We start from the raw sequence: 12,651 nt of genomic DNA, 5'->3' as shown, positions 1-12,651 counted from the left end.
AGTCGGGCACGTGCGCCAAGAGTGACGAGGGTGTCGGAAAGCGCGGACAACCGGGCGGCAGGCGCTCGCCAGGCGCGCGACCTTGTCCGGGTGGCGTTCGCGCCGGCCGTGGTGGCGTTGGGCATCATCGCCGCGGTCACGTTGCTGCAGTTGCTGATCGCCAACAGCGACATGACGGGCGCACCGGGCGCCATCGCCAGCATGTGGCTCGGGGTGCACCAGGTGCCGATCTCGATCGGTGGCCGCGAGCTGGGCGTGCTGCCGCTGCTGCCGGTCCTGTTGATGGTGTGGGGTACCGCGCGCACCAGTGCAAGGGCGACGTCGCCCGCCTCGTCATGGCTGGTCGTCCGGTGGGTGATCGCTTCCGCCCTGGGTGGGCCGCTCCTGATGGCGGCGATCGCGCTGGCGGTCATTCACGACGCGTCGTCGGTGATCACCGAGCTGCAGACGCCCAGCGCCCTGCGCGCATTCGCCAGCGTGCTGGTGGTGCACGCCATCGGCGCCGGGATCGGCGTGTGGTCGCGGGTGGGCCGGCGCGCGCTGGCGGCATCGCCGCTGCCCAACTGGCTCGGTGATTCGCTGCGCGCGGCGGTGGCCGGTGTGCTGGCGTTGCTCGGGCTTTCCGGCCTGGTGACCGCGGGCTCGCTGGTCGTGCACTGGTCGACGATGCAAGAGCTCTATGGGATCACCGATTCCATCTTCGGCGAGTTCAGCCTCACGGTGCTGTCGGTGCTGTACGCACCGAACGTCATCGTCGGCACGTCGGCGGTTGCGGTCGGGTCTTCGGCGCACCTCGGTTTCGCGACGTTTAGTCCGTTCACCGTGTTCGGCGGGGACATGCCCGCGCTGCCGATCCTGGCCGCGGCCCCCACGCCGCCACTGGGTCCGGTCTGGGTCGCGTTGCTCATCGTGGGCGCCTCGTCCGGTGTTGCGGTCGGACAACAATGCGCCCGGCACGCGCTGCCGGTGCTGGCGGCACTGGCCAAGCTGCTGGTCGCGTCGGTCGCCGGCGCGTTGGCGATGTCGTTGTTGGCTTACGCCGGCAGCGGCCGGCTGGGCAACTTCGGTGACGTCGGCGTCGACCAGGGGGGCCTGCTGATCGGCGTGTTCTTCTGGTTCGCGGTGGTGGGCTGGATAACCGTGGTGATGGCCGGCGGCATCCGCCCCATCCGGCTCAGGAGGCCCCGGCGACCGAGAGCCGCGCCGGTCGAGGAGCCGGTGCTGTTCGAGGATCCGGAGGACGAGATCGACGACGAGCCGGCCGGCGAGTCCGTCGAGGGGCCGACGGTCAGCGACGACGACGAGCCGGCCCGCGAGTCGGCCGCCGAGGACGACCAGACGCCCGACTAGCCTGATTGTCGGGCTTCTCCGCGCGCCGTGCCGGCGCGCATCGTCGCCCGACTAGGCTCCCCGTTGTGCCCCAACCGCTTCACGTGCCCCCGAGCGCGCCGGCGCGGGTGGTGGTGCTGGCGTCCGGCACCGGTTCGTTGCTGGGCTCGCTCATCGAAGCCGCCAGGGGTGACTATCCGGCGCGCATAGTCGCGGTCGGCGTGGATCGCGAATGCCGGGCCACGGAGGTCGCGGCGGCGGCGTCGCTGCCGGCGTTCACGGTCCGCCTCGGCGACTACCCCGACCGCACGGCGTGGGACGCGGCCATCACCGAGGCCACGGCCGCGCACTCGCCCGATCTCATCGTCTCCGCGGGGTTTATGAAAATACTTGGGCCGCAATTTCTTTCACGATTCTGCGGCCGAACGCTCAACACCCATCCGGCGCTGCTGCCGGCCTTCGCCGGGGCGCATGCGGTGCCCGACGCGCTGGCTTACGGTGTGAAGGTCACCGGCTGTACGGTGCACCTGGTAGACGCCGGCATGGACACCGGGCCGATATTGGCGCAGGAGCCCGTTCCGGTGCTCGACGGCGACAACGAAGAGACACTGCATGAGCGCATCAAGGTCATCGAGCGGCGACTGTTGGTGGATGTGGTGGCCGCGATCGCAGCCCGCGGCGTGACCTGGACCGGACGAAAGGCGAGCATAGGATGAGCGACGAGTCAAGAAGGGCGATTCGCCGCGCGTTGATCAGCGTGTACGACAAGACGGGGCTGATCGAGCTCGCCGAGGGCCTGAGCGCGGCGGGCGTGGAAATCGTCTCGACCGGTTCCACCGCGAAAACCATTGCGGACAAAGGAATTTCGGTCACGCCGGTGGAGGAGCTGACCGGCTTCCCCGAGGTGCTCGACGGGCGGGTCAAGACGCTGCACCCGCGCGTGCACGCCGGGCTGCTGGCCGACCTGCGCAAGCAGGAGCACGCCGCGGCGCTCGAGGAGCTCGGGATCGCGGCGTTCGAATTGGTCGTCGTCAACCTGTATCCGTTCAGCGAGACGGTCGACTCCGGCGCGGGCATCGACGAATGCGTCGAGCAGATCGACATAGGCGGCCCGTCAATGGTCCGGGCGGCCGCCAAGAACCATCCCAGCGTGGCGGTCGTCGTCGACCCGCTCGGGTATGACGGGGTACTCGCGGCGGTGCGCAACGGCGGATTTACCCTCGCCGAGCGCAAAAGGCTGGCATCGCTGGCGTTTCAGCACACCGCGGACTACGACATCGCCGTGGCCGGCTGGATGGAGTCGACGCTGGCGCCCGAGCATCCGCCCACCGCGTTCCCGCAGTGGCTCGCCGGCAGCTGGCGGCGCACGGCGATGCTGCGCTACGGCGAAAACCCGCACCAGCAGGCGGCGCTCTACAGCGACCCCGGCGCCTGGCCGGGCCTCGCCCAGGCGGAGCAGCTGCACGGAAAAGAGATGTCCTACAACAACTTCACCGACGCCGACGCGGCGTGGCGGGCCGCCTTCGACCACGAAGAGACGTGCGTGGCAATCATCAAGCACGCCAACCCGTGTGGGATCGCGATCTCGTCGGTGTCGGTCGCCGACGCGCACCGCAAGGCCCACGAGTGTGATCCGCTGAGCGCCTTTGGCGGCGTGATCGCGTCCAACACCGAGGTCAGCGTCGAGATGGCGGAATACGTCAGCACCATCTTCACCGAGGTGATCGTGGCGCCGGCCTACGCGCCCGGCGCCGTCGAGGCGTTGACGCGCAAGAAGAACATCCGTGTGCTGGTGGCCTCCGAGCCGCTGGCCGGCGGCACCGAGCTGCGACCGGTCAGCGGGGGACTGCTGGTGCAGCAGCGCGACCAGCTCGACGCGCACGGCGACAACCCGGTCAACTGGACCCTGGCGACCGGGTCACCGGCTGACCCGAACACCTTGACCGACCTGGTGTTTGCGTGGCGCGCCTGCCGCGCGGTCAAGTCGAACGCAATCGTGATCGCCTCCGACGGCGCCACCATCGGCGTCGGCATGGGGCAGGTGAACCGGGTCGACGCGGCCCGGCTGGCCGTCGAACGCGGTGGCGACCGGGTGCGCGGCGCCGTCGCAGCCTCGGACGCGTTCTTCCCGTTCCCCGACGGCCTCGAGACGCTGACCGCCGCGGGGGTGAAGGCGGTGGTGCACCCGGGCGGATCGGTGCGCGACGACGAGGTCACCGCCGCGGCGGCCAACGCCGGCATCACCCTGTACCTCACCGGGGCCCGTCACTTCGCGCACTAGGCCGCTTAGCGCGTGGCCGTAGCGCGTTACGCGTAGCGTGGAGTGGTGCCATCACCGAGCAACATGCCCCGCACGGTCGGCGAACTGCGTGCCGCCGGCCACCGCGAGCGGGGAGTCAAACAGGAAATCCGCGAAAACCTGCTGACCGCGCTTGCCGAGGGCGACGAGGTCTGGCCGGGCATCCTCGGCTTCGACGACACCGTACTGCCCCAGCTGGAGCGCGCGCTGATCGCCGGTCACGACTTCGTGCTGCTGGGCGAACGCGGCCAGGGCAAGACCCGGCTGCTGCGGGCGCTGGTCGGGCTCCTCGACGAGTGGACACCCGTCATCGACGGGGCCGAGCTGGGCGAGCACCCCTACCGGCCGATCACGCCGGAGTCGATCCGGCGGGCCGCGACCCTGGGCGACGACCTGCCGGTGGCGTGGAAGCACCGCAGCGAGCGCTACACCGAGAAGCTGGCGACGCCGGACACCAGCGTCGCCGACCTGGTCGGCGACATCGACCCGATCAAGGTCGCCGAGGGCCGCAGCCTCGGTGACCCGGAGACCATCGCCTACGGGCTGATCCCGCGCGCACACCGCGGCATCGTCGCGGTCAACGAGCTGCCCGACCTGGCCGAGCGCATCCAGGTGTCGATGCTCAACGTCATGGAGGAGCGCGACATCCAGGTCCGCGGCTACACGCTGCGCCTGCCGCTGGACGTCCTGGTGGTCGCCAGCGCCAACCCCGAGGACTACACCAACCGGGGCCGCATCATCACCCCGCTCAAGGACCGGTTCGGCGCCGAGATCCGCACCCACTACCCGCTGGAGCTCGAGGCGGAGATGGGCGTGATCGTCCAGGAGGCGCACCTGTCCGCGCAGGTGCCCGACTATCTGATGCAGGTGATGGCGCGGTTCGCCCGATACCTGCGGGAGTCCAACTCGATCGACCAGCGATCCGGGGTGTCGGCGCGGTTCGCGATCGCGGCGGCCGAGACCGTCGCGGCCGCCGCCCGGCACCGCGGCGCGGTGCTGGGGGAGACCGACCCGGTGGCCCGGGTGGTCGACCTGGGCACGGTCATCGACGTGCTGCGCGGCAAGCTGGAATTCGAGTCCGGCGAGGAGGGCCGCGAACAGGCCGTGTTGGAGCACCTGTTGCGCCGCGCGACCGCCGACACCGCGGCCCGCGTGCTGGGCGGTATCGACGTCGGCGCGTTGGTGGCCGCGGTCGAGGGCGGCTCCGCGGTCACGACGGGTGAGCGGGTATCGGCCAAGGACGTGCTGGCCGCCGTGCCCAACCTGCCCGTCGTGGACAAGATCGCCGCCAAGCTGCACGCCGAATCCGAGGGCGAGCGCGCGGCGGCATTGGAATTGGCGCTCGAGGCGTTGTACCTGGCCAAGCGGATCGACAAGGTCTCCGGGGAGGGCCAAACCGTTTATGGCTAAACCCGTTTCGAGGGGTCACTCCTCGCGATACTCCGCGTACACCGGCGGGCCCGACCCGCTGGCGCCGCCGGTGGATCTGCGCGAGGCGCTCGAACAGATCGGCCAGGATGTGATGGCCGGCACCTCGCCGCGGCGCGCGCTCTCGGAGTTGCTGCGCCGCGGCACCAAGAACATGCCCGGTGCCGATCGGCTGGCCGCCGAGGCGAACAAGCGCCGGCGGGATCTGTTGCGCCGCAACAACTTGGACGGCACTCTGCAGGAGATCAAGAAGCTGCTCGACGAGGCCGTGCTGGCCGAGCGCAAGGAGCTGGCCCGCGCGCTGGACGACGACGCCCGCTTCGGCGAGCTGCAGCTGGACGCGCTCCCGGCGTCGCCCGCCAAGGCCGTCCAGGAGCTTGCCGACTACGACTGGCGCAGCGCCGAGGCCCGCCGAAAGTACGAGCAGATCAAGGATTTGCTCGGCCGCGAGATGCTGGACCAGCGCTTCGCCGGGATGAAGCAGGCCTTGGAGGGCGCCACCGACGAGGATCGCCAGCGCGTCAACGAGATGCTGGACGACCTGAACGAACTGCTGGACAAGCACGCCAAAGGCCAGGACACCCAGCAGGACTTCGAAGACTTCATGGACAAGCACGGCGAGTTCTTCCCGGAGAACCCGCGCAACGTCGACGAGCTGCTGGACTCGCTGGCCAAGCGCGCCGCGGCGGCGCAACGCTTCCGCAACAGCCTGAGCCCCGACCAGCGTGCCGAGCTGGATGCGTTGGCGCAGCAGGCATTTGGTTCACCGGCGTTGATGGAGGCGTTGGGCCGGCTCGACGCCCATCTGCAGGCGGCGCGGCCGGGCGAGGACTGGACCGGCTCCGAGCAGTTCTCCGGCGACAACCCGTTCGGCATGGGCGAAGGGACGCAGGCGATCTCGGACATCGCCGAGCTGGAGCAGCTGGCCGAGCAGCTGTCGCAAAGCTATCCGGGCGCCACCATGGATGACGTCGACCTGGACGCGCTGGCGCGCCAGCTTGGCGACGAGGCGGCCATCGACGCGCGCACACTCGCCGAATTGGAACGCGCCCTGGTCAATCAGGGCTTCCTGGACCGTGGTTCCGACGGCCAGTGGCGGCTCTCCCCGAAGGCGATGCGCCGGCTCGGCGAGACGGCGCTACGCGATGTGGCGCAGCAGCTTTCGGGTCGCCACGGCGAGCGCGACCATCGGCGCGCGGGCGCCGCGGGCGAGTTGACCGGTGCGACGCGGCCCTGGCAATTCGGTGACACCGAGCCGTGGAACATCTCACGAACGCTGACGAACGCGGTGTTGCGGCGGGCGGGAACCGCGCCGGTCGAGGGGGCGGACGGCGCTATCTCGCTGCGGATCACGGTCGACGACGTCGAGGTGTCCGAGACCGAGACCCGCACCCAGGCCGCCGTGGCGCTGTTGGTCGACACGTCGTTTTCGATGGTGATGGAGAATCGCTGGCTGCCGATGAAGCAGACGGCGCTCGCGCTCAATCACCTGGTGTGCACGCGTTTTCGCTCGGATGCCTTGCAGATCATTGCCTTTGGGCGGTACGCCCGGACGGTGACGGCCGCCGAGCTGACCGGCCTGGAGGGTGTCTACGAGCAGGGCACCAACCTGCATCACGCGCTGGCGCTGGCGGGTCGCCACCTGCGCCGGCACCCCAACGCACAGCCCGTCGTGCTGGTGGTGACCGACGGTGAGCCGACCGCTCACCTGGAGGACTTCGACGGCGACGGTTCGGCGGTGTTCTTTGATTACCCGCCGCATCCGCGGACCATCGCCCACACGGTGCGCGGATTCGACGACATGGCACGGCTCGGCGCGCAGGTGACGATCTTCCGGCTGGGCGACGACCCCGGTCTGGCCCGGTTCATCGACCAGGTCGCGCGGCGCGTCGAGGGCCGCGTCGTGGTGCCCGACGTCGACGGCCTGGGGGCCGCCGTGGTGGGCGATTACCTGCGGTCGCGGCGGCGTCGTTAGTTGGCGATAGCCCCTCGAGTGGAATAGAAGCTTCCCCGACCGGGTAGTCGGGCGGAGAGGTGCGGAGAGGTAAGGAGACGCATGAGCAACGTTCCAACGATCGAACTCAACGACGGTGTGCGCATCCCACAGCTGGGCTTCGGCGTGTTCCAGATCAAGCCGGACGAGACGGCAGCGGCGGTCAAGCGCGCCCTCGACATCGGATATCGGCACATCGACACCGCGGAAATGTACGGGAACGAAAGGGAAGTCGGCCAAGGCATCCGCGACGCCGGCTTGGACCGCGCCGACGTTTTCGTCACCAGCAAGCTCAACAACGGCTTCCACAAGCCCGACGATGCGCGCCGTGCATTCGACAAAACGCTGGAGGCCCTGGACTCCGACTACGTGGACCTGTTCCTCATTCACTGGCCGCTGCCCACCCTCTACGGCGGGGACTTCGTCTCCACCTGGAAGGTCCTCGAGGAGTTCGCGAAAGACGGCCGCGCTCGCAGCATCGGCGTCTCGAACTTCCAGGTCGAGCATCTGGAGCGCCTCGCCGCGGAAACCGAAACGGTCCCGTCGGTCAACCAGATTGAGGTTCATCCGTACTTCACCAACGAGCAGGTCCGCGCCTACGGGCGCGACCACGGCATCGTCACCGAGGCGTGGTCTCCGATCGCTCAGGGCAAGGTGCTCGGCGATCCGGTGATCAACCGCATCGCCGACGCGCGCGGCAAGTCGCCGGCGCAGGTGGTGTTGCGCTGGCACGTTCAGCGCGGTGACATCGTCTTTCCGAAATCGGTCACGCCGGAACGGATCAGGGAGAACTTCGAGCTGTTCGACTTCGAACTGGACGGCTCCGACATGGACGCGATCACGGTGTTGGACAAGGGGGAGGCGGGCCGCAGGGGTCCCAATCCCGACGAGTTCGATTACATTCCGGGCTAAAGGCGCTCAGAGTGGTTGGGGCACAACGCGTCTAACGGAGCCGGCGCGCCTTGCGCTTGATGCCCACCCCGCCCCAGAGCGAGAAGCCGTGAATGTTCACCTTGGGCGCGCCGGGCGTGCCCTGGCCCAGCACCGTGTGGTCGAAGCCGCCCATCACGCCGCGGCCGTGGATTTCGACGTTGACTTCGGGCGGCAGCAGGATGTTCTGCGCGCCCATGATCGAGATCGCATGTATGTCGACCTCGGTGGAGGTGAAGTCGGCGTAACGCAGGTCCACCACCCCGGTGCCCCAAAAGGTGAACGTAGTGAGCTTCTTCGGGACGTTCCACCGGCCGCGCCGCTCGAAATTGCTCATCAGGGCGAGCAACAATGTCGACGGCGCCGGGTTGGGCTTGCCACCCCGGCGGGGGCTTAGCATCGTGCCGGGCAGGTCGGCCCTGAGCTCGTCGAGCTCCTCGTACGTTGTCGCCGCGTAGGCCTTCGTCAGTCGGTCTTCGTAGTCCTTCATCTGTAGGCGGCCCTGCTCGGCCGCATAGGCGAGCAACTGCGCGACCTGGATGCGATCCGTGTCGGCCGCGCGTGACGGTACGTCACGCGCGGCCTGCGTCTCGCCGGCATCGCTCTGCGCTGAGTTGCTCATCATCCACGAGCGTACGACGTAGAAGTTTTGCTGCAAGGGGGTTGGCTAAACTGCAACGTTCTTCCCAGGTCGAGCCCCGGTCTGGGTGCCTTTTCCCGCAGGTCGCGCCGGCCCGTTAGACGTTTGCCCAACTGGGCGGGCGCTTCTGCAGGAACGCCAGCATGCCTTCGCGGGCTTCGTCGGAGACGAACAGCCGGGCCGATTCCTCGGTGAGACGGTCGGCGTCGCGGTCGAACCCGTCCAGGACGGCCGCGGTGGTCAGTGCCTTCGACGCGGCGAGGCCCTGCGGCGACCCGCGGCTGACGTCGGCGACGACTTTGGCCACCGCCGCGTCCACGTCTTCGGCCGCGATCGTGACGAGTCCGATCTCGGCGGCCGCGGCCGCATCGAACGTCTCGCCGGTCAGGTAGTAGCGCGCCGCTGCGCGCGCCGACAGCTTCGGCAGCAGCGTCAGCGAAATGATCGCCGGCGCCACGCCGATTCGGGCCTCGGTCAGCGCGAAGGTGCTGCGCGGCCCGGCGATCACAATGTCGCAGGCGCCTACCAACCCGAACCCGCCGGCGCGGACGTGCCCGTCGATCGCGCCGACCACCGGCAGCGGCGACGAGACAATGGCGCGCAGCAGCGCGGTCATTTCACGGGCCCGCGCCGCGGCCATGTCGTATGCCGCGCCCTCGCCGGCCTCACTCAGGTCCGCCCCGGCGCAGAAGGTGCCGCCGGTGTGGCCCAGCACGACCACCCGCACGTGCGGCTCCCTGGCGGCGTCGCGGAGTCCGCGATGCAGTTGATCGACAAGAGCCGTCGACAGCGCGTTGCGGTTATGCGGCGAATTCAGCGTCAGCCGGGCGACATGCCCGTCGACCGAGTATTCGACGACGGCGTCCATCAGTACGACCGGGGCAGGCCCAACGACGTCTGCGCGACGAAGTTCAGCACCATCTCGCGGCTGACCGGGGCGATTCGTCCAAGCCGGGCCGAGGCGAGCATCGCCGCCACCCCGTACTCCTTGGTCAACCCGTTGCCGCCCATCGACTGCACGGCCTGGTCGACCGAGCGGGTGGCCGCCTCGGCCGCGGCGTACTTGGCCATGTTGGCGGCCTCGGCCGCGCCCGCGTCGTCGCCGCTGTCGTAGAGCGTCGCGGCCTTCTGCATCATCAGCTTGGCGAGTTCGACCTCAATGTGGCACTGCGCCAACGGATGTGACAGTCCCTGGTGTGCCCCGATCGGGGTGGACCAGACCTGTCGCGTCTTGACGTAGTCGACGGCTTTGCTCAGCGCGCACCGCGCCATGCCCACCGAGCTGGCAGCACCCATGATCCGCTCGGGGTTCAGGCCGGCGAAAAGCTGTGCGATGGCGGCATCTTGGGCTCCGACGAGCGCATCGCTGGGCAGCCGGACATCGTCCAGGAAGACCTGGAACTGGCGCTCGGGGCTGATCAGCTCCATCTCGATCGGGGTGTAGGTGAAACCCGGTGCGTCGGTCGGCACCACGAACAGCGCCGGGCGCAGCTTGCCGGTCTTCGCCTCCTCCGTGCGGGCCACCACCAGCACCGCCTGCGCCTGGTCGATACCGGAGATGTAAACCTTCTGGCCCTTGAGGATCCAGTCGCCACCGTCGCGCCGGGCGGTCGTGGTTATTTTGTGCGAGTTGGACCCGGCGTCGGGCTCGGTGATCGCGAAGGCCATCGTCAGGGTCCCGTCGGCGATGCCGGGAATCCAGCGCTTTTTCTGCTCCTCGGTGCCGAATTTGCTGATGATGGTGCCGTTGATGGCCGGCGACACCACCATCAGCAGCAGCGCGCTGCCCGCGGCCGCCATCTCCTCCATCACCAGCGACAGCTCGTACATGCCGGCGCCGCCGCCGCCGTATTCCTCGGGCAGGTTCACCCCGAGGAAGCCCAATTTGCCTGCCTCGGACCACAATTCGTTGGTGTGTTCGTGCGCGCGGGCCTTCTCCAGGTAATACTCGGCGCCGTAGTTGGACGCCCACTCAGACACCGCCTTGCGCAGCGCCCGGCGCTCCTCGTTTTCGATGAAGCTGCTGTCGGTCACTGTGAATCTCCTTCTGCTTCGGGCGCTTCCACTCTTGCCAAGACGGCGCCCACTTCGACTTGTTGACCGGTTTCGACGTTGAGCTCGGTGAGCACCCCGTCGGACGGCGCGGTGATGGTGTGTTCCATCTTCATCGCCTCCAGCCAGATCAGCGGCTGGCCGATCGCAACGGTGTCGCCGACGGCGGCGCCGACGCGGATGACATTGCCGGGCATGGGCGCCACCAGGGAACCCTTTTCGACGGTCGAGCCCGGCTCCGGGAAGCGGGGCAGCGCGACCAGGTGAACGGGCCCGCGGGCCGAATCGACGTGGACGTCTTGAAGGTTGGGACCGTAGCGCTGCACCGCGAAGGTGAGTTCCACCCCGTCGGCGGCGAGCACGACCCGATCCGGCGCGGCGGAGATCAGCCCCACGGAAGGATGGTTGGGCAGCGTCAAACCAGTTCTGGTGAAACGGTATTCGACGTGGTGCTCGGTTTCGCCGTCGTCGCGGTAGGCCTTGGCCTGGTAGCCCGAAGCCAGGTTGCGCCAGCCGCTGGGCAGAGATCCGAGGACCCCGGAGGTCTTCGCGGTGGCTCGGTTGTGCGCGGCGTCGGCCAGGGCTGCGGCGACGGCAGAGAGCCGGATCGTGGCGTCGTCGGCCAGCGGTGCGGACAGTTCCGCCAGGCCGTGCGTGTCGAAGAACGCAGTGTCGGTGGCGCCGTCGAGGAACGCCGGATGGCGCAGCACGTTCACCAGCAGTTCGCGGTTGGTGCGCACGCCGTGGAGGCGGGCGCGGGCCAGCGCGTCGGCCAGCACCAGGGCGGCTTGCCGCCGCGTCGGGGCGTAGGAGATGACCTTGGCGAGCATCGGGTCGTAGTGGATCGACACCACCGATCCGTCGACGATCCCGGAGTCCAGCCGGATCCCGGTCCGGTGGCCTAGCGCCCCGAACTCGGCCCGGACCGCCGGCACGTCGATCGCGTGCACCGGCCCGGCCTGCGGCTGCCAGCCGTGCGCGGGGTCCTCGGCATAGAGCCGGGCCTCGATCGAATGCCCCTGGGCCACCGGGGGTTCGGCTGGTAGGCGACCACCGGCGGCGACGTCGAGCTGCAGTTCGACCAGGTCCAGCCCGGTGGTCTCCTCGGTGACCGGGTGCTCGACCTGCAGGCGCGTGTTCATCTCGAGGAAGTAGAACTCGCCGTCGTCGTCGGCGAGGAACTCGACCGTCCCGGCGCCGGTGTAGCCGATGGCGCCGGCGGCCAGCCGGGCCGCGTCGAACAGCTTGGCGCGCATGCCCGGCGTGCGTTCCACCAGGGGTGAGGGCGCCTCCTCGATGATCTTCTGGTGGCGGCGCTGGATCGAGCATTCCCGTTCGCCCACCGCCCACACGGTGCCGTGGATGTCGGCGAGGACCTGGACCTCGACGTGGTGTCCGGTGGGCAGGTAGCGCTCGCAGAACACGGTCGGGTCGCCGAACGCCGACTGGGCCTCGCGCCGCGCCGCCGCGACTTCGCCCGCCAGGGCGGACAATTCGCGCACCACCCGCATGCCGCGACCGCCGCCGCCCGCCGACGCCTTGACCAGCACCGGCAGCTGAGCGTCCGTGACCGTGTCGGGGTCCAGTTCCTCGAGCACCGGAACGCCCGCCGCGGCCATCAGCTTCTTGGACTCGATCTTGGAGCCCATCGCGCGCACCGCATCTACCGGCGGACCCACCCAGGTCAGGCCCGCTCCCTGGACGGCGGCGGCGAATTCAGCGTTCTCCGAGAGGAATCCGTAGCCGGGGTGGACCGCGTCGGCGCCGGCCGCGCGGGCCGCGGCGATGATCGCCTCGGCGTTCAGATAGTCGTTGGTGTTGGGCAGCCGCACCCGGGCGTCGGCCTCGGCGACGTGCGGCGAGGCGGCGTCGGGTTCGGTGTAAACGGCGACGGTGCCCAGGCCCAGCCGACGACAGGTGGCGAACACCCGTCGGGCGATCTCGCCCCGGTTGGCGACCAGCACTCGATTGACCATGGGG

General features: G+C 69.2%; 10 protein-coding genes. 6 read left to right on the top strand and 4 right to left on the bottom strand.

Going from position 1 to position 12,651, the window contains the following annotated elements; genetic code table 11:
* The first annotated feature begins 21 nt into the window (after nt 1-21).
* The 6 genes from AC5Y4S_RS13170 (at nt 22) to AC5Y4S_RS13145 (ending at nt 7,961) form a co-directional block, all read left to right on the top strand.
* Nucleotides 22-1,350, top strand: a complete 1,329-nt coding sequence (locus AC5Y4S_RS13170; protein ID WP_500033166.1) for a cell division protein PerM — start codon at nt 22-24, stop codon at nt 1,348-1,350.
* Nucleotides 1,351-1,415: 65 nt separating this feature from the next.
* A complete protein-coding gene (gene purN / locus AC5Y4S_RS13165) occupies nt 1,416-2,045 on the top strand; it encodes a phosphoribosylglycinamide formyltransferase (protein WP_500033165.1) in 630 nt (209 codons plus the stop codon).
* Nucleotides 2,042-3,610, top strand: coding sequence for a bifunctional phosphoribosylaminoimidazolecarboxamide formyltransferase/IMP cyclohydrolase (gene purH, locus AC5Y4S_RS13160; protein ID WP_500033164.1), 1,569 nt, complete (start codon nt 2,042-2,044; stop codon nt 3,608-3,610). The genes purN and purH overlap by 4 nt, the downstream gene beginning before the upstream one ends.
* Before the next feature lie 63 nt (nt 3,611-3,673).
* Entirely contained in the window at nt 3,674-5,038 is a 1,365-nt protein-coding gene (locus AC5Y4S_RS13155) for a sigma 54-interacting transcriptional regulator (RefSeq protein ID WP_500033317.1), read from the top strand.
* Nucleotides 5,031-7,031: a vWA domain-containing protein gene (locus AC5Y4S_RS13150; RefSeq protein ID WP_500033163.1), complete on the top strand. Its 2,001-nt coding sequence runs from the start codon at nt 5,031-5,033 to the stop codon at nt 7,029-7,031. The genes AC5Y4S_RS13155 and AC5Y4S_RS13150 overlap by 8 nt, the downstream gene beginning before the upstream one ends.
* A gap of 81 nt (nt 7,032-7,112) precedes the next feature.
* Nucleotides 7,113-7,961, top strand: a complete 849-nt coding sequence (locus AC5Y4S_RS13145) for an aldo/keto reductase (RefSeq protein ID WP_500033162.1) — start codon at nt 7,113-7,115, stop codon at nt 7,959-7,961.
* A 31-nt stretch (nt 7,962-7,992) separates the two neighbouring features.
* On the opposite strand, the gene AC5Y4S_RS13140 is transcribed toward AC5Y4S_RS13145, so the two are convergent.
* The 4 genes from AC5Y4S_RS13140 to AC5Y4S_RS13125 form a co-directional block, all read right to left on the bottom strand.
* The gene (locus tag AC5Y4S_RS13140; protein ID WP_500033161.1) at nt 7,993-8,601 is read right to left on the bottom strand and encodes a DUF1707 SHOCT-like domain-containing protein; all 609 of its coding nucleotides are present in this window, start codon (nt 8,599-8,601) and stop codon (nt 7,993-7,995) included.
* Between the two features lie 115 nt (nt 8,602-8,716).
* Entirely contained in the window at nt 8,717-9,487 is a 771-nt protein-coding gene (locus tag AC5Y4S_RS13135; protein WP_500033160.1) for an enoyl-CoA hydratase family protein, read from the bottom strand.
* Nucleotides 9,487-10,653, bottom strand: coding sequence for an acyl-CoA dehydrogenase family protein (locus AC5Y4S_RS13130; RefSeq protein ID WP_500033159.1), 1,167 nt, complete (start codon nt 10,651-10,653; stop codon nt 9,487-9,489). Before AC5Y4S_RS13130 ends, AC5Y4S_RS13135 begins: the two co-directional genes overlap by 1 nt.
* Nucleotides 10,650-12,647 carry an acetyl/propionyl/methylcrotonyl-CoA carboxylase subunit alpha gene (locus AC5Y4S_RS13125; protein ID WP_500033158.1) on the bottom strand — a complete coding sequence of 666 codons (1,998 nt, stop codon included), beginning with the start codon at nt 12,645-12,647 and terminating at the stop codon, nt 10,650-10,652. The genes AC5Y4S_RS13130 and AC5Y4S_RS13125 overlap by 4 nt, the downstream gene beginning before the upstream one ends.
* Between the last annotated feature and the right edge of the window lie 4 nt (nt 12,648-12,651).

Source organism: Mycobacterium sp. NGS64, from assembly GCF_059812245.1.
This window is presented reverse-complemented; position numbering and strand designations above follow the sequence as displayed.

What these genes read in the sequence shown, in the direction of transcription:
- purH (WP_500033164.1), top strand. Translation starts at nt 2,042, where the DNA reads ATGAGCGACGAGTCAAGAAGGGCGATTCGCCGCGCGTTGATCAGCGTG.
- AC5Y4S_RS13155 (WP_500033317.1), top strand. Translation starts at nt 3,674, where the DNA reads ATGCCCCGCACGGTCGGCGAACTGCGTGCCGCCGGCCACCGCGAGCGG.
- AC5Y4S_RS13150 (WP_500033163.1), top strand. Translation starts at nt 5,031, where the DNA reads ATGGCTAAACCCGTTTCGAGGGGTCACTCCTCGCGATACTCCGCGTAC.
- AC5Y4S_RS13145 (WP_500033162.1), top strand. Translation starts at nt 7,113, where the DNA reads ATGAGCAACGTTCCAACGATCGAACTCAACGACGGTGTGCGCATCCCA.
- AC5Y4S_RS13140 (WP_500033161.1), bottom strand. Translation starts at nt 8,601, where the DNA reads ATGAGCAACTCAGCGCAGAGCGATGCCGGCGAGACGCAGGCCGCGCGT.
- AC5Y4S_RS13135 (WP_500033160.1), bottom strand. Translation starts at nt 9,487, where the DNA reads ATGGACGCCGTCGTCGAATACTCGGTCGACGGGCATGTCGCCCGGCTG.
- AC5Y4S_RS13125 (WP_500033158.1), bottom strand. Translation starts at nt 12,647, where the DNA reads ATGGTCAATCGAGTGCTGGTCGCCAACCGGGGCGAGATCGCCCGACGG.